This is a genomic window from Mucilaginibacter terrae (assembly GCF_042679325.1).
Taxonomy (GTDB): Bacteria; Bacteroidota; Bacteroidia; order Sphingobacteriales; family Sphingobacteriaceae; genus Mucilaginibacter; species Mucilaginibacter terrae.
Genome location: NZ_JBHTMJ010000021.1, coordinates 1 through 23,701, shown reverse-complemented (window position 1 = coordinate 23,701; position 23,701 = coordinate 1). Strand labels below are relative to the sequence as shown.

The following is a 23,701-nucleotide window of genomic DNA, read 5'->3' as shown; positions in this document are numbered from 1 at the left end:
ATTTATTTCTTTACCTGCAACAGTTTATCCAACTGCTTGCACTCTTTTTTCTTTAGCAGTTCAATTGTCATAGGCACATCTTTCAGCGGACGATCCTTCTTATCCTTTTCTACGGCGGCTATTAAATCAACCATATCAATGCCGCTCACCACTTCGCCATACACCGTATAACCATGATCCAGTTGCGGGGTGCCGCCCACTGCTTTGTACACTACCCGCTGCCAGGCGGGTACTTTAAAGCCTTTAAGGCGGGTTTGTTCCAGCGTATCTAAACGTCCATCGGTTTGGCGCTTTCCTTCTACAAGATAGAACTGGCTACTGCTGGATGCCTTAGCGGGGTTATCGTCTCGTGCGGCAGCCAGTACACCACGTTTATGAAATAGGCTATCTTTAAATTCGGCAGGTACTGTGTACTTAGGGCCACCATCACCTAACTCCTGTCCGGGTTTAGCGCTTTTGGAATCCGGGTCACCGCCCTGGATCATAAAATTTTGTATTACTCTATAAAACAACGTGCCATTATAAAAACCTTGTTTGGCGAGCTTAATAAAATTATCACGGTGTTTGGGTGTTTCGTTATAAAGGCGAATAATTGCCTGCCCGTATGCCGTTTTAATACGCACATATTGGTTTTTAGGCGGTTTGGCCAACAGCATAGTTGCCGTAAGCAAAAAGCACAGGGTCAACAGTTTTTTCATGTTCAGGAATGAATATCAGCAAAATAAGTAACAATTAGCGATTTCATCATCATTTCCTGTTCTAACAATGTATAACCGGGAATAGGTTTTACCAGTTTCCAGTGCGGCCATCCATCCTGATCGGCGCCTTCCAGTTCGTAAAATCCCATTTGACTAAACAGTTTGCAATTGGCTATGTGCATCAGTTCTTCCTTTTGGCGCTTGGTAAATTTCTGAGGTCCTTGTCCCAGTTCCTGTACGCCAATTAAAAATAACATCACTTTTATATCGGGCAGGTCGGTATCAAAATCCTCGGCAATACGCTGCTGTAATTCTTTCCATTTTGCATTTATTTCAGCAGGTTTCATATAATAGAATCAAAAGTTAAGAATCAAGGAGTTCTTTGTTCACAATTAAATATGTAATAATATCTTGGGCCGATAGCTTTTGCTGTTCGCCTGTTTCCATATTTTTAAAGGTTAACAAGCCGCTTTGCATTTCATCGCTGCCAATTACCACCACGTAAGGAATATGCTTGTTGTTGGCGTAATCCAATTGTTTCTTGATCTTGGCACCGGCAGGGTATAGTTCGGCATTCAGGTTAGCGTTGCGTAATTGCTGTAACAGCGGCAGGGCATAGGTTTCGCCTGCGGCATCAAACGGACAGATCAGTACGCGGGTAGTTTGATTATTGGAAGCCGGGAAAAGTTGCAGTTCTTCCAATACATCATAAATACGGTCGGCACCAAAGGAGATACCGGCACCGGTTAAGCCTTTGAGTCCGAACATTCCGGTGAGGTCATCATAACGGCCGCCGCCGCCAATGCTGCCCATAGCAACTTCGTTGGTTTTAACCTCGAAAATGGCACCGGTGTAATAGTTTAATCCGCGGGCTAAGGTAATATCCAGTTCAACCGTTGCTTTTTGCAGGTTGAAGCTTTGGAGATAAATAAAAATAGTTTCCAGTTCGGTTATGCCCTTTAAGCCAACTACCGACGAAGCCAGGATGGTTTTTAAGCGTTCCATTTTTTCGGCATTAGTGCCTTGCAGCAAGATAACCGGGCGTAGCTGATCAATGTCTTCCTGGGTAAAACCTTTGGTGAGTAGTTCGGTCACCACACCATCCAGGCCTATCTTGTCCAACTTGTCAATGGCCACGGTCATGTCTACAATCAGTTCCGGCTTGCCAATAATTTCGGCAATGCCTGATAAAATCTTGCGGTTGTTGATCTTAATGTTGAAATCGGTTAAGCCTAAATTGCTCAGTGCTTCATCATAAATCAATATAAACTCGGCCTCATTCAATAACGAATCGGACCCTACCACATCAGCATCGCACTGGTAAAATTCCCGGTAACGCCCTTTTTGCGGCCTGTCGGCACGCCATACCGGCTGCACCTGAAAGCGCTTGAAGGGAAAAGCAATATCGTTTTGGTGCTGTACTACGTAGCGCGCAAAGGGTACGGTTAGGTCGTAACGGAGGGCTTTTTCGGAGATAGAAGAAGCTACTGCGTTAGAGTTACGGTTCGCCAATAGTTGCTCATTAGTTTTAGCTAAGTAATCGCCACTGTTCAGCACTTTAAATATCAACTTATCTCCCTCTTCACCATACTTTCCCAGTAGCGTAGCGGAGTTTTCCATGGTAGGCGTTTCTATCTGCTGATAGCCGTATTTGCGAAAAACTGATTTAATGGTGTCGAAAATATAGTTGCGTTTTACCATTTCCACGGGCGAAAAATCGCGCATGCCTTTAGGTACCGAGGGTTTAACAGAAGCCATGCCGCAAAGGTAATAAATTACCGCAGGCTATAAAGTGAAGCGTGAAACGGGATTTTTAGCGAACTACACGATAATTAGAAACGCCTAATTACAGTGTTATAGAAACGGATTAATTATGGTAAGCTGGTTTTCAACAACCATTTGATGTTGCATATCTTCGGAGTAAAGCGTGGTGCAATTGGCTTTTAGTGCCGATGCAATAATCAGCGCATCAAAATATTGAAAGTCATACTTTAATATCAGGCGATGACTTAATAAAACCTCTTCTTTACTTATTGGAGTAAGTAAGCAATTATTAAGTAGAAAAGTACTTATCCTTATAATGTTCTCTTTGCTAAATTTCCAACGTCTATTAAAAACATTAACTACTTCACTTAATACCTGTGAAGAGAATGTCGGACCGTGTTGAATAAGATGGAGAGCTATTTGATTTTTGTAACTCGTTTCGTCCTTATCAAAAGCGTACAAAACAATATTGCTATCTACAGCAACATTCTTATTCATAGTTATTTGCTTCGTTACGGTCAAATTTAAAATCCTTCATATCTACAGTTAATCCATCTAATTCGGTTCTTAACTCACTAATAGATTTCTTAGGATTTATAGCAATCTTTTCTTCAATCTCGAACGCAATTACCTCTACCGTTTTACCTATCATTTCATCGGGTAATTGCAATAAGTAGGTGTTTCCTTCGGGTTTTACAATTTCTCTGATCATCGTGTTTAGCACTAACTTTAATCAAGGTACAAATTATCTGCCGAAAATGTCTTAACGAGATGTATGCTCTTTGATGATGTCCTTGCAACCCTGTTCTACCATTAAGTAAACCGGCTCAAACTGGGTATGGTCAAAATAGGGATCGGGTACTTCCTGGTTGTTCAATAAGAGCCTTACTTTGGCGGCATCCTGCTTGTTACGGGCAAGAGATAAAACATTGCTCAAGTTGCTTCTATCCATCACCAGCAGCAGGTCGAAGTCGTCAAAATCATCAACAGAAAACTGGCGGCATACCTGCGTGCTGATATCCACCCCAAATTTGCGGGCTACGTTTACCGAGCCATAATGCGGCGGTTCGCCTACATGCCAGTTGCCGGTACCGGCCGAATCGACCGTCCAATCTAACCCTTGCTGCTTAACCTGGTGCTGCATAATCCCCTCCGCCAACGGCGAGCGGCAAATGTTGCCCAAGCAGATCATGAGAATTTTCATATCAGTAAATGTGCGGATGTGATAATATGCAGATGTGCAAATGAGAAGACGTTAATAGGAAACAATCTGCACATTCGCACATCTGAAATTTGCACAACAATTAATTATCCAAATATCTGGTTTAACAAACCGGCCAAATGCACACCAGCTTTAACCAGTTGTTTGTTAACCGTACCTATAAATTTAAAATTATACTTGTAGTTCAACGTTTCGTCGCGCCTGGTATTGGCATAAATTTCTTCAGATATGGCCTTACTGTCGAAAAGCCATTTACTCATGGGCTCTTGCTGCCAGGCTTTACGTTGGGCAGGGGTAGTAAAATTAATAGCATTGGCATACTCAGTATAGCTTAACCCCTGAAAATCTATCAGTTTACTGTCCCAAACCGAGTGCAGGTTACTCTCTTCTCTAAACCACATCACCTTATAATCATTACCGCCCTTGTCATCGGTACGGGCAGCATGCATAGGCTGATGAATGTCTTCTACAATGTGGATCACCATACGCAGGTAGAGCAGCTTTTTTTCTTGGGGCAAACTTTTTTTCTTGAGTTCACCAATCATAAATTGCAGCTTGGTATAAGCATTTACACTGGTGTCCTTTTTTAAATAACTTTGCATTTCGGGATAAGTGTAAGTTTTATCAAAGTCGATATAATGCCAGCTGGATAAATAGTTATAATTGGGGTCCGACTTAATAAAATCGGCCCAGGTACTGCTCATGGCAACCGATTCATTCCCCAAAATGGCTTTAATAGCGGCTCGGGTTTTAGGCGTTAAATAGCTTGAAGCAATTTGCCCGCTAATGCGATGACCTTCGGCACCCCAGGCCATTCCTTGCAGGGGAGCGTAGGTTACGGCTGCCCCGATTAAAAGTTTTTTCCAGAAAGTAGTTTTCATTGTTTTGTTTTTATAACGGTTTTGGAACACAATTAGTCCTTTTGATTAAATGTAAATTGAGTGGCAATACACTGGAAGTGCTGGTGAATTTGATCATTGAATCAGCCTGTTTAACGGTTTTAAAATAATCTTCATAAACCCCGGCACGCAGGCATCCGCCTAAATTTTTAAGGCTGTAATCGGCATTACAAAAAAAGCCTTTCATTACTACCGTATCCTGACGTTGTATGTATTTGCCTTTGGCATATTCGGTCCACTGGCCGCTGTTCATGCAGGTATCGGCACCATAGGTTACCTTACTGTGCGTTTGCATGCTCACAAAAAAAGAATCGCAGCTAAATTTAAAGTTGTAGATAGTATAGTTAACCAATTGCTTATCAATAGCGCCGGGTTGTTGCTGCCATTCGCCCTGTAAATAGCCCTCTCCTGGTGTTTGCATATTGGGATTGGAACTGCAAGATGCCAGAGCAAGGAATACAGAATATAGAATACAGACAAAGAGAATTTTAAGCATAAAAAAATGAAAAAGCCCTCCCCTTCCGGGGAGGGTTGGGAGGGGCTCTTTATTTTAAACTACCGATCATATCTTCGGGGCGTACCCATTGGTCAAACTGTTCGTTGGTTAACAACTCGAGTTTAACGGCAGCTTCGCGTAAGGACAGACCTTCTTTTAAAGCCGTTTTCGCAATTTTAGCAGCATTTTCGTAACCAATATGCGGGTTTAAGGCGGTTACGAGCATTAAGGAATTCTCTAAGTGTTTTTTAATGCCTTCGTAGTTAGGCTCAATGCCTACCGCACAATGATCATTGAACGATACGCAGGCATCACCAATTAAACGGGCCGATTGCAGGAAGTTAGCTGCCATAACCGGTTTAAACACGTTCAGTTCGTAATGACCGTTCGATCCGCCTATAGAGATAGCGACATCGTTACCCATCACCTGAGCAGCTACCATGGTAACGGCTTCATTTTGAGTAGGATTTACTTTACCCGGCATAATAGATGAACCCGGCTCGTTATCGGGGATATGGATCTCGCCAATACCCGAACGCGGACCCGAAGCCAGCATACGGATATCGTTAGCAATTTTCATTAACGATACCGCAATTTGTTTCAAGGCACCATGGCTTTCCACAATGGCGTCATGTGCCGCTAAAGCTTCAAACTTATTTTCGGCAGTAATAAAAGGTAAGCCTGTAAATTGGGCAATGTACTCAGCCACTTTAACATCGTAACCTTTAGGGGTATTAATACCGGTACCTACGGCCGTACCACCTAAGGCCAATTCCGACAGGTGATCGAACGTATTACGCAGGGCTTTTAAACCATGGTTTAATTGCGATACATAGCCCGAAAATTCCTGACCCAGGGTTAAAGGCGTAGCATCCATTAAGTGGGTACGACCAATTTTAACCACGCTTTTAAACGCTTCGGTTTTAGCTTGCAGGGTATCGCGCAGTTTTTCAATACCAGGGATAGTAACATCCATCAGGATCTTATAGGCCGCAATGTGCATTGCAGTTGGGTAAGTATCGTTTGATGATTGCGATTTGTTGACATCATCATTAGGGTGAATGAACGTTTTGCCTTCGCCCAGGGTGTTGCCTTGTAAAACATGTGAGCGGTTAGCTACCACCTCGTTCACGTTCATGTTACTTTGCGTGCCCGAACCGGTTTGCCAGATCACCAGTGGAAACTCGCTATCCAGTTTATTCTCTAAAATTTCGTCGCATACTTGTGCAATCAGGTCGCGTTTTTCGGCAGTTAATACACCTAAATCGGTATTAGTGTAGGCTGCTGCCTTTTTAAGGTAGGCAAAAGCCGCAATAATTTCTTTCGGCATCGAAGCTTCGGGGCCAATTTTAAAATTATTACGTGAACGCTCGGTTTGTGCGCCCCAGTACTTATCGGCCGGTACCTGTACCGCGCCCATGGTGTCGTATTCGGTTCTGAAACTCATCGTTTTGCTATAATTTTTGCAGCGCAAAGTTAGGGATTAGATGTAAGAATAATAGAAACAGCCAAATGAAATTATGATTGTTACATACAATCGCAAGCCACATCATTATTTGCGAAAATTAAAAAACACAGTCCGGATAAAAAACTAAAAATAATAGCAAAACTGTTTTTTATTTTTAAAAACTTTTTTTATGTTAGTGGCATAATTCTAAACACACAATGAAAAAAATCTTTACCTTATTATTTGCTGCAGGTTTGTTATCTTCTTGCGGATCTGGCGGATCTTCAAGTGGTTCAAAAGGCGACTCTACGGCGGCTGACACTTCTACAGCGACTGAAACTACAACCGATACCAAAAAGGAATCATCAGCGAACGAAACTAAATGGAGCTATGAAGAAAAGGTTGATAAAATGACCTCCGAAAAGACGCGTTTTGCTACAATTGATTCAGATAATCAACTACAATTTGAATTTCCATATGATGGCGGTTCTACAGCCACTTTATTAATAAGAAAAAATGGCAAAAGTAATGAAGTATTACTTAGTATTTCTAAAGGTCAATTTAATACCACTAGTGATGGAGCTTCTGTAAAAGTCAGATTTGATGATAACAAAGCTTCAACGTTTTCCTGCAGTACATCTTCTGATGGCAGTTCAGATTTATTGTTTATAAACAACGAAAACAAATTTATTACAAAACTGAAGAAAGCTAAAAAGCTAATCATACAAGCAGAATTTTACGAAGCCGGTTTGAAGGAAATGGAATTTAGTACTGCAGGTTTGAAATGGGATTTATAATTTGAACAATTTTTTTTGTAAAAAAGGGGTGGGCTTAGGTCTATCCCTTTTTTGCTTTTATAACAGTTGATTATTCGTTAGCGTAATTCATTCCAATTGATGACCTTAGCCGTATGACTATTAAAGACGCCCAAAAAGTGGTGGATCAATGGATAAATACCACCGGGATCCGCTATTTTAACGAATTGACCAATACGGCCATTTTAATGGAAGAAGTGGGCGAAGTGGCCCGCATTATGGCACGGCAGTACGGCGAGCAATCGTTCAAAAAATCGGACACGGAAGTTAACCTGGCCGATGAAATGGCTGATGTAATGTTTGTGCTCATTTGCCTGGCCAACCAAACCGGTATCGATTTAACCGAGGCATTGCAAAAGAATTTAGAGAAGAAAAGCATCAGGGATGCCGATAGGCATAAAAACAATGATAAACTTAAATCTTAAACCTATGAAGAAGTTTATTTTAGGGATGGCGCTCTGTATTGGCATCGCATCTTGTGGTAACAGGAATGGTGAAAAGTACAAGGTTCAGGAAGTTGCATTAGCCCCATCACCTAATGCAGAGCCGGCGATGGCTGCCGATGTAAAGGCTAATTCCACAGAAAGCGCACAAGCCGGGAATGCCGGTGGGCAGCCAGGAGCGGTGACTCCAACTGAAAAAAAGGTAGTTAAAGAAGGGGAGATTAGCTTAGAAACAGGTGATTTAAAAGCCTCCCGCAAAAGCTTAACCGATTCCTTAAAAAAACTGGGCGGTTATATTGATGAAGAAAGTGAGAATACGGATACTTACGAAGGGCGTAAAAATTATGTGTTTAAAGCGCGTATCCCGGTCCAAAATTTTGAAAGGTTTTTAAATACCGTATCGGCCTCGGCCGACCATGTTGAATCGAAAAGCATCCGCATTAAAGATGTAACTACCGAATACATTGACATTACTACCCGTCTCAACAATAAAAAACTACTGGAAAACCGGTACAAAGCGCTTTTAGCTAAAGCCGGCAAAATGTCGGACATACTGGAAGTAGAGAACAAGCTGAACGACATCCGTACGGATATTGAATCTTCACAGGGGCAGCTCAATTATTTAAACAAGCAAATAGCTTTTAGTACATTACAAATAACTTTTTTCACTAAAAATAGTGCGGGCAACAACAGCGGTAATAGCTTTGGTTATAAATTAAAAAATGCATTTGGTGAAAGCTTGCAAGTGCTACAAAGCATATTTTTTGGCGTAATAACATTTTGGCCCGTAATAGCGCTGGTAGCTATTATATATTTCATTTTCAGGCAATGGAGGAAACGCAAAAGCAGAAAGGCAACTCTATAGCAATATCTTAATTTACTTGCGAGTGGGGTAAGTCTGAAATCAAAAACGGGCAAATACTTAATTTGAGATAGTCACAATTTAATCTGACAGTTACAAAAAATTAAAACACGTAACAGAGATTAGCATTATGACGACCCAAGCAAAGATCATCAAAAACAAGATGGGCATATTGGAGCTTGCCCAGCATTTAGGAAACGTATCACAGGCCTGTAAAGTGATGGGCTATTCGCGAGATAGCTTTTACAGGTTCAAGGAACTTTACGATCAGGGCGGCGAACTCGCCTTTCAGGAAATCAGCCGGAGAAAGCCGATCTTAAAGAACCGGGTAGAAGAGCATGTAGAAAAAGCCGTTGTTGAGATGGCGGTAGACCAGCCGGCTTTAGGTCAGTTACGGGTATCCAATGAACTAAAAAAGCAAGGCATATTAGTATCTCCGGGAGGCGTAAGGAGCATATGGCTTCGCCACGACCTGCAAACCTTTAAGCTTCGTTTAAAGGCATTGGAGGCCAAGTCGGCACAGGAAGGATTGGTATTAACCGAAGCGCAGGTTGTGGCTTTGGAGAAGGCCAAAGAAGAAAAGAAAGCTCATGGTGAGATAGAAACGCACCATCCTGGTTACCTTGGTGCGCAGGACACTTACTACGTCGGTAACATCAAGGGCGTTGGTCATATTTACCAGCAAACAGTTATCGATACTTATGCTAAAGTGGCTTTTACAAAGTTGTATGACCGTAAGAATGCACTGGTAGCAGCAGAGATGCTCAATGATAAAGTGGTGCCGTTCTACGAACAGCATGACCTGCGTTTGCTGCGGATACTCACCGATAGAGGCACGGAGTACTGCGGATCAAGAGAACAACATGAGTTCCAGTTGTACCTGGCCATTGAAGATATAGATCATACCAAAACAAAGGCTAAAAGCCCACAAACCAATGGTATCTGCGAACGTTTCCACCGCACCATTCAGGATGAGTTCTATGCTATCGCCTTCCGTAAAAAGATCTATCGAAGCATAGCCGAACTGCAAGCTGATCTGGACAGATGGATGCATAATTACAACAACGAACGGACACATAGCGGAAAGTACTGCTTTGGTAAAACGCCTATGCAAACCTTTACTGACAGCATCCCATTGGCACAGGAAAAGTTATTGGAGAGACTCGCCGAAGACCAGATTCTTCAGAGCCCTCACAAAAAGGGCTCAGAAGAATCTGAGTCGATGCATTTAGACGAGAAAAAACTATATTCACAAATTCAATCTGACAACTTATAAAAACACCTAACTGTCAGATCAAGTAGTGGCTATTACACTTAATTTGTATTTGCCCGTTTTTCTTAAATAACTCTGCTTATAAAACGTCTGTTGTAAACGGTTTGATAAAATCAGGCTTCCAGGTGCCGTCTTCTTCCAAAGTGTATTTGGCTTCGTATCTTACCCCTTCTTCAGAAAACGGAAACTCAAATTCCACCGCGTTAGGGTGATTAGCAATTTGTTCTTGCAGGTAGCCTTCGGCTATGGGTTTTAATTCTTCAAAGCTTTTCATGAGTGCATAGATTGTTATATATATATAAGGGCAAAAGCTGTGCCTTTGTTTGGGAGATGATAGTTTTACTTACAACAAAAAACCGCCATGCTGAAATCAACATGGCGGTTTTAAAGTCTTGATTCCTGACTATATATTCTTACTTCTACAACCTACATCTTCGGCATACGGCGCATCATGTTGGCCATGGCTGCCGGGTTACTCACTTGTTTCATGATCTTACGCATATCTTCAAACTGCTTGATCAATCGGTTTACTTCCTGCAAATCGGTACCCGAGCCTTTGGCTATACGGCTACGGCGACTTTGATTTATGCTATCTGGATTTCCTTTTTCGTATGGAGTCATCGAAGAAATAATGGCCTCAATGTTTTTAAACGCATCGTCGCCAATTTCAACGTCCTTCATCATTTTGCCTACACCAGGTATCATACCCATCAGATCTTTCATGTTACCCATTTTCTTGATCTGTTGAATCTGGCTGTAAAAGTCGTTAAAGTCGAACTTGTTTTTGCGGATCTTCTTTTGCAGTTCGGCAGCTTCCTTTTCGTCAAATTGTTGCTGGGCACGTTCCACCAACGAAACCACATCACCCATGCCCAAAATACGCGAAGCCATCCGGTCGGGGTGGAAAACGTCCAGCGCTTCCATTTTTTCACCGGTACCTATAAATTTGATAGGCTTATTCACTACCGATTTTATAGACAGGGCAGCACCACCACGGGTATCACCATCTAACTTGGTTAACACGGCACCTGTAAAGTCTAAACGGTCGTTAAATACCTTGGCTGTGTTTACCGCATCCTGACCGGTCATGGCATCCACCACAAACAATATTTCATGCGGATTAACGGCGGCTTTGATCTTCTCGATCTCCACCATCATGGCCTCATCAATAGCTAAACGGCCGGCAGTATCAATAATAACCACATTATTGCCGTTTTGCTTAGCCTGGGCAATACCTTCTAAAGCAATAGCCACGGGGTCTTTACTTTCCAGGTTGGCATAAACCGGGATACCAATTTGTGCGCCTAAAACCTGTAACTGGGTTACGGCAGCGGGGCGGTAAATATCATCGGCCACTAAAAGCGGCTTTTTGTTTTTTTGTGTTTTAAGAAAGTTGGCCAGTTTACCGCTAAATGTAGTTTTACCGGCACCATTTAAACCAGCAATTAAGATAACCGTAGGCGTAGCAGGAAAAGTGATCTCAGCCGTGGTGCCACCCATTAATGCCGTAAGCTCATCGTTCATGATCTTGGTGAGCAACTGACCCGGCGAAATGGTAGTTAATACGTTGCCACCCAATGCTTTCTGCCTTACGTCGTCGGTAAAGGCTTTGGCGGTTTTATAGTTTACGTCGGCATCCAGTAAGGCTTTTCTAATTTCCTTCATGGTTTCGGCCACGTTTATTTCAGTAATGGTTCCTTGTCCTTTCAGAACTTTAAACGCCCTGTCGAGCTTATCGGAAAGATTTTCAAACATGCTTTTTCCTGCTTTATTTTGAGGTTACAAAGTTATTAATTTGAGACATATCCGTTTAGGTTTTTTTAGCCAAAACGAGAGATGCATTTTTTTAGGTTATCTCTGCTATGTTTAAAGGTTACGGAAACCGGTACAAAACGCCCAAAGCTAAGTTTTCGTTACTTTGTACATTGGGAGAGGTATCGTTATCGAACAGGGCCACACCAGTTATCGTTACCGAGATGAGCCGGTTAACACGGGCGGCAATAGTAGCATCCAAACGGTGATCTACATTTTTGAGCGACCTGCCGTAAGGTATAAACAGTTGGTACCTGCTGGTTAAACGCAGGTTTTGCATAATCTCTTTATCAAAAGCCGCCACTGCCTGAAAAGCCAGCTCGTTCTTAAAAGTACGATACTGGGTTACGCCGTAGTTAGGGCCTGTTTTGTTCGATATTACGGTATCTAACACAAAGGTTTGACGGGCTGTACCGGTACCTATGCGCAAATCGAAGTAGCCATTAGGCTTGTACTCAAAACCTAACGACTCGGTTACATAACCCGGTGCCATAAAGTTGGAAATACGCGTGCGGACTTCGTTTGCATCGTAGCTGAAACCCTTATCAAACTGCGACTCAAAACTTACCGACCCGAAAAAGAACCAGCTTTTAGACATTTGCGTAGCTATCTTATTATCCAGGAAAATACGGTCGTTACTCTTGCGCGATAACTGACCCCTGTTTTTAGAACGGCCATACAGCAGGATAAACTGCGTGGTATAAACAAACGGCTGCTTATTATATTCCAGCTTATAATTTAAATTACTGTTTAATGCAAAGGAGTTTACACCACCACCTGCCCAGTTATTACTAAAACCTGCCTGGTTAAAATTAATACCGAATATTACATACTTATGCCAATAGCTTACCTTATAATCTAACATGGTAACTGGTATTTGCTCAGGGAATATTTGTACAGGCCTCAGGTGCTGTGGCAACGCGTTACGGCGCGGATCAATACGGTAGCGGTTCACCATATTGGTGTCTATCTTAATACTATCGCGGCGCAAGCTGTCGGCCCGGCGCAAACTATCGGTTGTGCGCAGTAGGTTTATTGCAGCTACCCGGTTCAGGCTATCGGTAGCCCGGCGCAAGCTATCCGTTTGCTGGGCAACTGCGAATGTAGATATGATCAGTAAAAGAAATATTAACCCAAACCCCGTTCTTAACATATTACAACAAATTAAACAAAAATGCGCTTTTAATAAAAATCAGATTGCATTTAATATGCTTTATTACTAAAATAATGGCGCCAGGCCCATAGTTTACGCGTTTTTAAATAATCGATCCTACCTTCATTCTGATAAGCCTCCCGTTCAAATATAATCTCATAATATGCCCGATAATGGTCAGGGTACTTAAACCGGTTAATTATATAATTAAACAAATACAGTAGATAAAAAGGGATAACAAACAGTTCGGCGGCTTGCTTTAAATGAATGGTTTCGTGCCTTATTAGTAAAGCATCTTGTTTTAAAGTTTGATTTTTAACCAGCACAAATGGGTAAAACGCCATACCATCTACATTTAAAAAAGGGACAACAATAACCGGGTAATCCATAGTTACTCAGGCTTAAGTGCTTGTAAGGCCCGGCTGTTAGGGTTACGCAAAAAACGTTTCACGTTCGATTTGATGTAAACGGCAAACTCATAATCGGTAGCCGTGGTTACCATATAGTAACTTGGCCGGTAACGGGTCATAAAACTGGTGAGCTGTTCGTCTTTTAAACCAGTGATTTGTTGTACAAATGTTTTATTGAAGCGCTGGTCAATTACATTTATTTTATAGTCCTGCTCAATGATCTCGCGCAGGTGTTCTGCATTGCGGCCGCTCCTGCTCAGCATATTCCAAATAGCATCTATGCTGATGCCTGCACCAGCCCCCGGGGAAAGGCTTAGCAGATCGCGGTTGTTGAGCGATCCGTATATCTTGTTATAATCGCGTTTGGTTTGTTCCAGCTTTTTTTGAGCGGTTAATACCGTATCGCGCACGTTAACCTCTTTCAGCATAATACTACTGGCTTTAAGATAAACGGCCATATCACCATAACGCTGAACTTTCAGGGTATCGCTAAAATACCCTTGTTTGGTAAACACCAGGGCATCGCCCGGTTGGGCCTGAATATTAAACTCTGCTTTGAGGTTATTATAAACCGATTGGCCGTTGCGCAGGTTGCGCACATTAACCTTGGCTATCCGCTCTTTAGTGTTCTTATCAAAAACCAGCCCCACTACAGGCTTTTCCTGCGATAGTGCAATTAGAGCCGGCAGGCACAAAAGAAGTAGTAACCATATTCTCATTTAATATATCAGACTGTTATTTGTACTTAAGTTTAACCCTAAGTAAATGGAAGTTACAAAAATGCTGCAAAATTATAAGCCTGATTGGGTATTTAACCAATTTTAACAGCTGTGATAACGCGCTGTATTTTATCGTCCAACTATTAATTGCTGACCGATCCTTATATTGTTATCGGTCATATTGTTTAATGCCTTTAACTCATCAACTGTTAATCCATAACGTTTAGAAATGTTATAGAGTGTATCGCCGGTGGTCACGGTATGCAACCTATTGCCTTGTATAGTTCGGGTAATGGAGTCTTTAGTAGCTTTGGCAACATTTCGATTTATTTCTGTAAATACCCGGTCTTCCCGTTTGATCTTTTGAATCTCACCTTCTGGTCTGTCGTATTGATCGAGCGTGTATCTTTTAATAGTATTGATAATCAACTGCGGATATTGCGGATTAGTAGCATAACCTGCTGCTTTTAAACCATAAGCCCAGCCTACATAATCGTTCTTATCTAATTCGAAGAGTTTGGCATAGCGTTTACGTTTTAAAAATTCAGAATGGTCGCGGTAAGAGTCTTCAGGATTATTATATACCCGGAAACAATCATCGGGGCGGTCATCATCCTTATAATAGCTCCGGCCTTTCCAGTCGCTGGTACATTTAATACCAAAATGGTTATTTGCAATGCGGGCCAGTTCGCCATTACCAAAACCCGATTCGAGTAGTCCTTGTGATAAGGTTACGCTGGCAGGAATGCCATATAAGTTCATCTCTTTTATGGCAATACTTTTAAAGCGTTCAATATAGGAGGCTACAGTATAGGTTACCGGTGCGCTAATAACTTGCTGATTTTCCTTTTGTACACGCTCATTATTCCGCCGTGCTTCTATGTTAGGTTTGGGCTCATAACGTGGTTTCTCTGGCGTACGCGGCGGGGTTGCCAATGTTTTTTTGCGCGATGAACAGGCTGAAAACAGTGTAGCGATCAGCAACAGGGAGTAAGCTATTTTATTCATCAACAAAGCCGTTAATAATTGCTATAAAGCAAAAAGTCATTACAAATTACCATGAACCTCTGGGCAGGCATATAAGCCATGCATCATTCAAAAGTTGTTCGGTACCTCGCAATGACGGTATCTAAAAATTGGTTTTTCTTATTGGTGTTTGGCTTCCAACTTGGTGCTGTCGGGCTGCTCGTCATAAGCATGTAATTCATACTTACGAATTAAACTTAACACTTGCGATCCCCAGGTGCGGCTGCTTGCGTAACCACTGCGTTGTATGCCCTTAACCCAGCTTTTGTAATCGTAGTGCGAAAACTTAGTAGTTAAGTGGCTAAATTGCTTACGCTCGGTCATGATACGGGCAAAATCCTGAAAAGAATCCATGGCCGAATCGTATTGTTTGTAGGATGAGTGTGTAGCCTTGCGTCCTGTATAAGATACAGGGCTTTTGCCTTTTACCCCAAAATGATTGTTTTGGTTACGTGCTAATTTACTGTTTCCGTTAGCACTCTCGTGCATGGCAATAGCTAATATAATGCTGGCGGGCACACCACTCTCATGCATAATGCGAATGGCATTGTTTTTGAACTTATCAACGTAAGAAGAGGATGTGTTTTTTTGTGCGGAAGCAGCTAAAGTAGCAGAAAGCAAACAAGCAATCAGTAAGATTTTCTTCATAATTTATTTTTTTCTGATGACGAGTACGCCGTCTCGTACAGGTAGAATTAGTTTTTCAACCTGTGTGTTAACAGCTATGGCGTCATTTAGTTTTCTGAAAAGTTCGGTGTCGGCATCCTTTGCTTCGCCATACACTTTTCCTTTCCACAAAACATTATCAATTATTATTAAACCTCCAGGTCGTATTTTCTTAATTATCAACTCAAAATAAGCAAGATTGCTCTTCTTATCTGCGTCAATAAAACAAATATCAAAAATTTTATCGGTAAATCCAAATATAACGTCCTTAGCATCACCTATATGCAGTATAATACGGTCGCTATATCCACTCAAACGAAAGTTTTTTTCTAATGTTTCTTCCTGCTCTTTATTAACTTCAATGGTGTGTATTACGCCACCTTCGGCAAGCCCTTCGGCCAGGCAAATAGTGGCATAACCGGTAAATGCGCCTATTTCCAGTATTAATTTAGGCTGTACCAATTTACTCAACATACTTAGCAAACGACCCTGAAAATGGCCACTCAGCATGTTAGGCTTTAACTGCTTTAAATAGGTATCCCTATTTATTTTTTTAAGCGTCTCCGGCTCGGGGTCGCAGTGTGTTTCGAGGTACATTTGTAGTTGAGCGTCGAGTATATCCATCGTTTGACCGTTGATTTAAAGTGATTATTTGATTACGTTGATGATGGGCCGTTGATTTAAATCCTGCTAATTGTTTGACCGTTGATTGTTTTTGATTAAAATGATTATGTTGATGCCTGTACTCATTAGTATTTGACACTGATGAAAATTTGAAAATCATCGAAATCAAATAATCATTATAAATCAACGGTACTGACAAACAATCAACGGTCAAGCTTATATTCGTTCGTCACCCGCTTAACCTGCAAACTCCTGGAACCGAAATTTATTAACAAGCCGGTTTCCAGTTTATATACTTCGAGGTAATTAATGGCTTGCGCTAAATGAACATCTTCTAACTGACTAACGGCTTTAAGTTCCACCATAATTATGCCTTCCACTAAAAAATCAACTCTGCGTTTACCCACTTCAATACCATCATAATAAATGGTCATTTCCATTTCGCGTGCAAACAACAAATCTGTTTTAGCCATTTCTATAGCCAGGCACCGCTGATAAATCACCTCCTGAAAACCATTGCCCAATATGCTATGCACCTTCATAGCGCACCCTATAATTTTTCCTGTTAACTCAGAGTTTTTGTAACTGCTATTTACAATAGGTTTCATTTATTTTATATACAAAGTAAGACCGTTGATTTAGAGTGATTGAATGATTCCGTTAATTGATCATTTTAAAATCAATAGTTTAGACTACCAGCGAAATCATAAAATCATTTCAAATCAGCGGTCCAGACCATCAACGAAATCATTTAATCACTCTAAATCAACGGTTAAACGCTCTTCCCTCCATCCACGATTGCAGCAATATAACCGCCGATACCGTATCTACCAGCGCTTTATCCCGCCGTCCGGCTTTTTTAACACCGCCAGCCAGTATAGCAGCCGATGCCATTTTAGAAGTAAAGCGTTCATCCAGCATCTCTACAGGGATCTCTGGAAAGGTTCGTTTCAACATATTAACAAAACCTCTCACATGTATGGCCGATTGTGATGGCGTATTATCCATTTGCTTGGGTTCGCCTACTACAAAGGTTTCTACTTGCTCGGTTTGCAGGTACTTTTTTAAGTATTCTACAATAAGGTTAGGATGCACAGTTTCCAACCCGGTAGCTATCATTTGCATAGGGTCGGTAACAGCAATGCCAATGCGCTTGGTGCCATAATCAAAAGCCATTACTCTCATTTGTTATCTGTTTTCAGTAGCCGGTTGTCTGTACTTTGAGTGTAAACCGTTATGGCAAAGTTACCATTTAACGCATTGATAAGCTTAACAGAACTTAGTTAATCTAATTACAAGCAACAAGCAACAGGCACCGAAAACAGACAACTGATATCAGAAAACACACAACCGAAAAAATTCCTATCTTGCACCAATGCAGTTTAAAGAAATAGTAGGGCAACAAGCTGTTAAGCAACGTTTATTAAACACCGTAATGGAGAACCGGGTAAGCCATGCCCAGTTATTTTTAGGTCCCGAAGGATCGGGTAGTTTAGCTTTGGCTGTAGCTTATGCCCAATACTTATCGTGTGAAGACAAACAAGCCAATGATTCGTGCGGCGTATGTTCATCATGCCGTAAGTATGAAAAATACGTACACCCCGACCTGCACTTTTCTTACCCTTTTTTCGCATCCGATAAAAACGACACCGCACTAAGTTTTATAGAGCAATGGCGCGAAGCCTTGTTGGCTCACCCTTACCTGAGCCTGGATACCTGGCGTGGTTACCTGGAGGCCGAAAACAAACAGGCGAACATTAACATAGCCGAATGCCACCAGATCATTAAAAAACTAAGCCTTAAACCATTTGAATCGGCTTACAAAATTTTGATTTTATGGTTACCAGAGTACTTGGATAAAGCGGGCAATACGCTACTTAAAATTATAGAAGAACCGCAGCCAAACACTGTTTTTTTATTAGTAGCGCAAAATCAGGATCAAATACTCAATACCATACTTTCGCGTACGCAACTGGTTAAAATACCTGCGTTAGGGTATCAGGATGTACGCAATTATTTAATAGAAAAAGGGCAGCCCGTGCAAACAGCAGAAGAAGCAGCTTACCTAAGTAATGGCAACATGGCCGAAGCAATGAACATGCTGCAGCACGAAACCAAAAGCTATCATGAAGTTTTTTTAGACTGGTTACGTAAATGTTATAGCAACAAAGGGCTGGAGATGATGAAGTTTGTGGAAGCTTTGGCTAAATACGGCCGCGAAGGACAAAAGAACTTTATACGTTACGGCATTAGCTACATTCGCGAAATTTGTTTGATACTAAGCGGTGCCGAAAGCCTGGTGCATTTACCTGCCGCCGAAAAAGAAACCGCAAAGAAAATGGCCGGTGTAATGTCGCTTGATATGGCCGAAGCGATAGACGAAGTGCTGGAAAAAGCACATTACGCGGTTGAACGAAATGCAAATCCTAAAATTTTGTTTTTAGATGTATCTTTGCAAATTATAAAAATATTACATTTTAAAATTCTCCCGAAAGGGAATCAATATATATAACCTAATTATGGGATGTGGAAGTTGCTCAACCGGAGGCGGATGTACGCCTGCAGGCTGCAAAAGTAATGGTGCATGCATGACCAATGGGTGCAGCAAGTTGGATGTTTACGACTGGCTGGAACACATGGATATGCCGGCTAATTACAAGCCTTTTCAAGTTGTTGAGATTAAATTTAAAGGATCGCGTAAGGATTTTTATCTGAACGTTGACAATATATACCTAGAAAATGGCGAACTGGTAGCGGTTGAAACTACTACCGGCGGCTACGACATTGGCCATGTATCGCTCACGGGCGAACTGGTGCGCATGCAAATGGTAAAACGCCATGTTAAAGAAGCCGATGTAACCAAAAAAATTTATCGCCGGGCTTCACCGTCTGACGTGGATAAGTGGAAACTGGCAAAAGGTTTAGAGTGGGAAACCATGCATAAAGCCCGTACCTTGGCACTTGAGCTTAAATTATCGATGAAGATAAGTGATGTAGATTACCAGGGCGATAAAACCAAAGCAACCTTTTATTACACGGCCGAAGGCCGGGTAGATTTCAGGGAGCTGATCAAGAAAATGGCCGAATCGTTCCGCATTCGTATCGAAATGCGCCAGATTGGTATGCGTCAGGAAGCCAGCCGTTTAGGCGGCATAGGTTCGTGCGGGCGCGAATTGTGCTGCTCTACCTGGTTAACCGATTTTAAAACGGTTTCTACCTCAGCTGCCCGTTACCAAAACCTCTCGTTAAATACTTTAAAACTGGCCGGCCAATGCGGTAAATTAAAGTGTTGCTTAAATTATGAGTTAGATGGTTACATGGATGCCCTGAAACACATCCCCGATAATGTAAACTATCTGCGCACCGAAAAAGGCGATGCCCGTTTACAAAAAACAGATATTTTTAAACGCCTGATGTGGTTCAGTTATCCGGGTGCCGAAAACTGGATCCCTATAGAAATTACCCGTGTAAAAGAAATTCAGAAAATGAATAAGGAGGGCATTACTCCTGAAGATTTAGGAGAAGCAGCGGATATTTTGGTTCCAGAAGCTAAAAAACTGGATTACGAAAATGTGGTTGGTCAGGATAGCTTAACTCGTTTAGATGACCGTGGCAGCCGTAACAAAAACAATAATAACAGTCGTAATAACCGCAATAAAAAACCGGGCAACGGGCAACCACAAGCCGGCGGTGAGCGTGTAGAACGCAAACCACAGCAACAAGCCGGTGGCGAGCGTACAGAACGTAACGAACGTAAAGCGCAGCAACAGCCAGATGGTGAGCGCAAACCGCAGCAGCAAAACAGGCCCAAGCAAAATAACCGCCCAAAACCTGCGCCTAATGCCGACGCGCCTGAGGGTACAAATGCATCACCTTTAGCCGATGATAGCAATGCAGAAAGCAGTGGTAGTGATGTACCAAAACGCAATAATCGCAGGCACCGGCCAAACCGCAATAGAGGGAATAACAATAATAATCCAGGTAGTAACCAGCAACCCCAAGGCCCGCAGCCATGAAGTTAGTAGGTAAGTTATTAGGTTATGTGTGGTTGAGTTGTTTGGCTGTTACTGTTATAACCGGCTGTACCGATCCAAACAGGGTAATAGACGAAAATATATCTATTACTAACCACAACTGGAGTTACGGTAATAAGGTTAAGTTTAATGTAGACATTGAAGATCCATCAACCATTTATAACCTGTATTTGAATATACGCGTTACCTCCAACTACAAATATTCGAACATGTTTGTGCTGGTTTACCAAAGCGGTGGATCTGTAAAAAAGGCTGTCGCTACCCGCTACGAACTTAAACTGGCCAGCCCCACAGGCGAATGGTTAGGCAAAGGATCGGGCAGTATGTACAGCTACCAAATACCGTTTAAAACCAATTACAGTTTCCCGGCAAAAAGTAAATACCGTTTTGAAATTGAACAGAATATGCGCGATAATCCGTTACATTCGGTTAGCGATGTGGGTTTAAGGGTGGAAAAAGCAAAGTAGGTGCTTCCGGCATTATTAGGTGATATCTTTTATTAACAGCTTGAGCCTGTCGAATACCTGTATGCTATATTAAGTCTCAACAAGTTTATGCTGACAGTTATATTTACGCTGATTTAAAATCGTTTAAATACCACTAAAACCAACAGCCAACTTTCTTGTTACTATAATAAATTTACCCACATGAAAATACTGGCTTTTGTTTCTCTCCTTGGCATAGCAACGTTATTCTCGGCCTGTAAAGGATCAAACGGTAGTACCGGAGGCGCTGTGGCCGATTCGGGCAGTGCAGGTAGTTCTGGTCCGGCAGACAGCGTGGGCGTAGTAACATCTGATAGTCCAGCCGGAACTTCAAAAGGTAGAACTGATACCAGCACTACCGGTAGCGGACAAGGAACTGCCGATCCCGTTACTGATGGCATAAGGCCGTAACTTTATATTTAATTAGTATTTTTCGAAAATACTGCTTTCATTTGCTAAAGTTTTTATCAGATGGATGTAGTAATATTGGTTATTGCCGCGATAATTTTATTAGTGGCTGTATTCTTATTTTTAAACCGGCCTAAACAAATTACAGGACAGGTTTCTGTAGAAGAATTTGCTATGTTGAAAGCTGAAAATGAGCAGCTCCGAATTGGTTTAGGAATAGCTGAGGCTAAAATTAATAGTGCCTTTGCCGAAAAAGAAAGTATTACGCTACTACTCAAAGAAGAGAACCTCAAAATCACCAACTACCTCCAAGCCGAGCGCCGGGAACTGGCTGAAGCTAACCAGGCTTTGGAAAGCAGCCGTTCTTATTACCAGGCACAGCAGGAAAAGTTACGCGAACAAAAAGCCGATATAGATCAAACCCGTAAGCATTTTCAAAAAGAATTTGAGAACGTGGCCGAAAAGCTGCTAAAGGAAAAATCGCGCGAGTTTATGGATGTGAACAAGAGCCACATGGAACACATTTTAAACCCGCTGAAAGAAAACATCAAAGCTTTTGAGGATAAGGTTGATAAGGTTTACAACATGGAAGCGGCAGACCGTAATGCCCTGAAAGGGGTAATTACCCAGTTGATGGAACTGAATAAGCAGATTAGCAGCGAGGCACAAAATTTAACCAAAGCCCTCAAAGGCGATAATAAAAAGCAAGGCAACTGGGGTGAGTTCATCCTGGAAAAAGTATTGGAACGTTCCGGTTTAGTTAAAGACCGCGAATACCGTTTGCAAGCCAATCACCAAGCGGCCGATGGTACCCGCTTTCAGCCTGATGCCATTATAGACCTGCCCGATGATAAACACCTGATCATCGACTCTAAAGTATCGCTCATTGCTTACGAACGCCTGGTAAATGCTGAAACCGAGGAAGAACGTAAGTTGTTTGCCAAAGCGCACGTGGAATCGTTACGGAACCATGTGCATAGCTTATCTGCTAAAAATTACCACGATCTGCAAAAGATTAATTCGCCCGATTTTGTGATGCTGTTCATGCCTATCGAATCGTCGTTTAGTTTTGCCGTACAATTAGATGCCGACCTGTTTAATGATGCCTGGGATAAGCGGGTAGTAATAGTGAGTCCGAGTACGTTATTGGCCACCCTGCGCACTATAGCCAGCATGTGGAAACAGGAACGCCAAAACCGTAATGTACTGGAAATTGCCCGTTTGAGCGGCGATATGTACGATAAATTTGTAGGCTTTTTAACCGATATGGATGGCATTGGCCGCAACTTAAAAAGTAGCCAGGATGCTTATGATAAGGCTATAAATAAGCTAAGTGATGGCCGTGGTAATTTAACCAGTACCGCGCAAAGAATTAAGAATTTAGGAGCAAAAGCTAATAAACAGATTGATAATAAATACTCCCCATTGTGGCCAGAAGTAGACGATATGCAAAAATAGATTTTGTTAAGCACCACGCATTAGCTTAAACATTAGGCTCATTATCATGTTATAACCATCAACAAAATCTACAAACATGAAAAAAAGTACCTTATCATTAACCTTACTTGCCTTAGGCATGTCATTTAGTTTGCATACATCAGCGCAAATTAAAATCAATACTAAAAGCATCAGTGCTGCTGAAAAAGGGTTTAAAGCCGCTACATTTTCGGATGCAGAAGCGGCTAAACTGGCTTCAGATGCAGTAACCTGGATGGATGCACATAACCCAGTGGCATCAGCATCAGATCCTTACACCGTAAGACTGAACAAAATATTTGGTAAGCATCAAAACGAAGGCGGATTAAAACTGAATTATAAAGTTTATAAAGTAAAAGATATTAATGCCTTTGCTTGTGCAGATGGTAGTGTACGTGTGTTTTCATCATTAATGGATATTATGACAGATGATGAACTATTAGGTATTATAGGTCATGAAATTGGCCATGTGGCCAATAAAGACAGCCGTGATGCCGTTAGAAGCGTATATAAGAGAGAAGCCTTAACTGATGCTGCGTCCTCACAATCGGGCGTAGTTAATGCACTATCTGAAAGTCAGTTAGGAGCTTTTGCAGGTGCCTTGCTCGATAGCAAATACAGCCGTAAACAAGAAAGCCAGGCCGATGATTATTCTTACGATTTTATGAAAAAACACAGTTATAAAGTAACCGCTTTGGCCAGTGCTTTTAACAAATTGGCCGACATGGAAAAGGGTGCTACACGAAGCAAATCCGAAAAAATGATGAGCTCGCATCCTGACAGTGCTGAGCGCGCAGCTAAAGTGCTTGAAAAAGCCAAAAAGGATGGCCTTGCAGGTTAAATTATATTTAAAATATTCAATCCACAAAAAAGACCGGAGTACAACAACGAAAGGCCGGAAGATTTATGAAGTGACCCCCAAAAGTTAGACAAAAACTTTTGGGGTTTATTATTATGTCAAAGCACACA

Annotated in this window: 29 protein-coding genes; 10 read left to right on the top strand and 19 right to left on the bottom strand. The window is 41.8% G+C overall.

The annotated features are described in order from the left end of the window. Positions 1-2: 2 nt before the first annotated feature. The 9 genes from ACFQ3S_RS19210 to fumC form a co-directional block, all read right to left on the bottom strand. Positions 3-698: a peptidylprolyl isomerase gene (locus ACFQ3S_RS19210; RefSeq protein WP_377167633.1), complete on the bottom strand. Its 696-nt coding sequence runs from the start codon at positions 696-698 to the stop codon at positions 3-5. Between the two features lie 2 nt (positions 699-700). Next, entirely contained in the window at positions 701-1,045 is a 345-nt protein-coding gene (locus tag ACFQ3S_RS19205; RefSeq protein ID WP_377167630.1) for a hypothetical protein, read from the bottom strand. 16 nt (positions 1,046-1,061) lie between these two features. Beyond that, entirely contained in the window at positions 1,062-2,456 is a 1,395-nt protein-coding gene (gene hisS / locus ACFQ3S_RS19200; protein WP_377167627.1) for a histidine--tRNA ligase, read from the bottom strand. A gap of 96 nt (positions 2,457-2,552) precedes the next feature. Next, positions 2,553-2,960, bottom strand: coding sequence for a PIN domain-containing protein (locus ACFQ3S_RS19195; RefSeq protein ID WP_377167624.1), 408 nt, complete (start codon positions 2,958-2,960; stop codon positions 2,553-2,555). Next, the gene (locus tag ACFQ3S_RS19190) at positions 2,953-3,174 is read right to left on the bottom strand and encodes a hypothetical protein (RefSeq protein WP_377167621.1); all 222 of its coding nucleotides are present in this window, start codon (positions 3,172-3,174) and stop codon (positions 2,953-2,955) included. Before ACFQ3S_RS19190 ends, ACFQ3S_RS19195 begins: the two co-directional genes overlap by 8 nt. 51 nt (positions 3,175-3,225) lie before the next feature. Continuing rightward, a complete protein-coding gene (locus ACFQ3S_RS19185; RefSeq protein WP_377167618.1) occupies positions 3,226-3,666 on the bottom strand; it encodes a low molecular weight protein-tyrosine-phosphatase in 441 nt (146 codons plus the stop codon). A 104-nt stretch (positions 3,667-3,770) separates the two neighbouring features. Next, positions 3,771-4,565, bottom strand: coding sequence for a S1/P1 nuclease (locus tag ACFQ3S_RS19180; RefSeq protein WP_377167615.1), 795 nt, complete (start codon positions 4,563-4,565; stop codon positions 3,771-3,773). A gap of 10 nt (positions 4,566-4,575) precedes the next feature. Beyond that, complete coding sequence (locus ACFQ3S_RS19175; RefSeq protein WP_377167612.1) at positions 4,576-5,004, bottom strand: fumarate hydratase; 429 nt, start codon at positions 5,002-5,004, stop codon at positions 4,576-4,578. A gap of 124 nt (positions 5,005-5,128) precedes the next feature. After that, complete coding sequence (gene fumC / locus ACFQ3S_RS19170) at positions 5,129-6,526, bottom strand: class II fumarate hydratase (protein WP_377167609.1); 1,398 nt, start codon at positions 6,524-6,526, stop codon at positions 5,129-5,131. Positions 6,527-6,744: 218 nt separating this feature from the next. Here fumC and ACFQ3S_RS19165 point away from each other — a divergent pair, with 218 nt between their 5' ends. The 4 genes from ACFQ3S_RS19165 to ACFQ3S_RS19150 all read left to right on the top strand — a co-directional run bounded on the left by ACFQ3S_RS19165 (position 6,745) and on the right by ACFQ3S_RS19150 (position 9,922). Then, positions 6,745-7,323: a hypothetical protein gene (locus tag ACFQ3S_RS19165; protein WP_377167606.1), complete on the top strand. Its 579-nt coding sequence runs from the start codon at positions 6,745-6,747 to the stop codon at positions 7,321-7,323. Between the two features lie 113 nt (positions 7,324-7,436). Next, a complete protein-coding gene (locus ACFQ3S_RS19160) occupies positions 7,437-7,766 on the top strand; it encodes a nucleotide pyrophosphohydrolase (RefSeq protein ID WP_377167603.1) in 330 nt (109 codons plus the stop codon). 4 nt (positions 7,767-7,770) lie between these two features. Next, the gene (locus ACFQ3S_RS19155; RefSeq protein ID WP_377167600.1) at positions 7,771-8,649 is read left to right on the top strand and encodes a DUF4349 domain-containing protein; all 879 of its coding nucleotides are present in this window, start codon (positions 7,771-7,773) and stop codon (positions 8,647-8,649) included. Between the two features lie 127 nt (positions 8,650-8,776). Continuing rightward, positions 8,777-9,922 (top strand): IS481 family transposase, encoded by a 1,146-nt coding sequence (locus tag ACFQ3S_RS19150; RefSeq protein WP_377167597.1) that lies wholly within the window; start codon positions 8,777-8,779, stop codon positions 9,920-9,922. Between the two features lie 76 nt (positions 9,923-9,998). On the opposite strand, the gene ACFQ3S_RS19145 is transcribed toward ACFQ3S_RS19150, so the two are convergent. From ACFQ3S_RS19145 to ruvX, 10 genes are all read right to left on the bottom strand, one after another. Next, a complete protein-coding gene (locus ACFQ3S_RS19145; RefSeq protein ID WP_377167594.1) occupies positions 9,999-10,193 on the bottom strand; it encodes a hypothetical protein in 195 nt (64 codons plus the stop codon). 152 nt (positions 10,194-10,345) lie between these two features. Beyond that, the gene (gene ffh, locus ACFQ3S_RS19140) at positions 10,346-11,674 is read right to left on the bottom strand and encodes a signal recognition particle protein (protein ID WP_377167591.1); all 1,329 of its coding nucleotides are present in this window, start codon (positions 11,672-11,674) and stop codon (positions 10,346-10,348) included. Positions 11,675-11,792: 118 nt separating this feature from the next. Further along, positions 11,793-12,884 (bottom strand): DUF3078 domain-containing protein, encoded by a 1,092-nt coding sequence (locus tag ACFQ3S_RS19135; RefSeq protein WP_377167588.1) that lies wholly within the window; start codon positions 12,882-12,884, stop codon positions 11,793-11,795. A gap of 50 nt (positions 12,885-12,934) precedes the next feature. Then, positions 12,935-13,273, bottom strand: coding sequence for a hypothetical protein (locus tag ACFQ3S_RS19130; protein WP_377167585.1), 339 nt, complete (start codon positions 13,271-13,273; stop codon positions 12,935-12,937). 2 nt (positions 13,274-13,275) lie between these two features. After that, a complete protein-coding gene (locus ACFQ3S_RS19125) occupies positions 13,276-14,013 on the bottom strand; it encodes a hypothetical protein (protein WP_377167582.1) in 738 nt (245 codons plus the stop codon). A gap of 129 nt (positions 14,014-14,142) precedes the next feature. Next, on the bottom strand, positions 14,143-15,021 hold the full coding sequence (locus ACFQ3S_RS19120; RefSeq protein ID WP_377167579.1) for a glucosaminidase domain-containing protein: 879 nt from the start codon (positions 15,019-15,021) through the stop codon (positions 14,143-14,145). 138 nt (positions 15,022-15,159) lie between these two features. Next, complete coding sequence (locus ACFQ3S_RS19115; RefSeq protein ID WP_377167576.1) at positions 15,160-15,687, bottom strand: glucosaminidase domain-containing protein; 528 nt, start codon at positions 15,685-15,687, stop codon at positions 15,160-15,162. 3 nt (positions 15,688-15,690) lie between these two features. Continuing rightward, positions 15,691-16,329: an O-methyltransferase gene (locus ACFQ3S_RS19110; RefSeq protein WP_377167573.1), complete on the bottom strand. Its 639-nt coding sequence runs from the start codon at positions 16,327-16,329 to the stop codon at positions 15,691-15,693. Between the two features lie 203 nt (positions 16,330-16,532). Then, the gene (locus tag ACFQ3S_RS19105) at positions 16,533-16,937 is read right to left on the bottom strand and encodes a GxxExxY protein (protein WP_377167570.1); all 405 of its coding nucleotides are present in this window, start codon (positions 16,935-16,937) and stop codon (positions 16,533-16,535) included. Between the two features lie 157 nt (positions 16,938-17,094). Continuing rightward, the gene (ruvX, locus tag ACFQ3S_RS19100; protein WP_377167567.1) at positions 17,095-17,514 is read right to left on the bottom strand and encodes a Holliday junction resolvase RuvX; all 420 of its coding nucleotides are present in this window, start codon (positions 17,512-17,514) and stop codon (positions 17,095-17,097) included. A 190-nt stretch (positions 17,515-17,704) separates the two neighbouring features. Between ruvX and ACFQ3S_RS19095 the strand changes: the two genes are divergently transcribed. From ACFQ3S_RS19095 to ACFQ3S_RS19070, 6 genes are all read left to right on the top strand, one after another. Continuing rightward, a complete protein-coding gene (locus tag ACFQ3S_RS19095) occupies positions 17,705-18,841 on the top strand; it encodes a DNA polymerase III subunit (RefSeq protein WP_377167564.1) in 1,137 nt (378 codons plus the stop codon). A gap of 7 nt (positions 18,842-18,848) precedes the next feature. Next, on the top strand, positions 18,849-20,345 hold the full coding sequence (locus ACFQ3S_RS19090) for a PSP1 domain-containing protein (protein WP_377167561.1): 1,497 nt from the start codon (positions 18,849-18,851) through the stop codon (positions 20,343-20,345). Continuing rightward, positions 20,342-20,830: a gliding motility lipoprotein GldH gene (locus ACFQ3S_RS19085; protein WP_377167558.1), complete on the top strand. Its 489-nt coding sequence runs from the start codon at positions 20,342-20,344 to the stop codon at positions 20,828-20,830. The genes ACFQ3S_RS19090 and ACFQ3S_RS19085 overlap by 4 nt, the downstream gene beginning before the upstream one ends. A 180-nt stretch (positions 20,831-21,010) precedes the next feature. Further along, positions 21,011-21,259 (top strand): hypothetical protein, encoded by a 249-nt coding sequence (locus tag ACFQ3S_RS19080; protein WP_377167555.1) that lies wholly within the window; start codon positions 21,011-21,013, stop codon positions 21,257-21,259. Positions 21,260-21,319: 60 nt separating this feature from the next. Continuing rightward, complete coding sequence (gene rmuC / locus ACFQ3S_RS19075; RefSeq protein ID WP_377167552.1) at positions 21,320-22,714, top strand: DNA recombination protein RmuC; 1,395 nt, start codon at positions 21,320-21,322, stop codon at positions 22,712-22,714. A 76-nt stretch (positions 22,715-22,790) separates the two neighbouring features. Next, entirely contained in the window at positions 22,791-23,573 is a 783-nt protein-coding gene (locus ACFQ3S_RS19070) for a M48 family metallopeptidase (RefSeq protein ID WP_377167549.1), read from the top strand. Positions 23,574-23,701 lie beyond the last annotated feature (128 nt).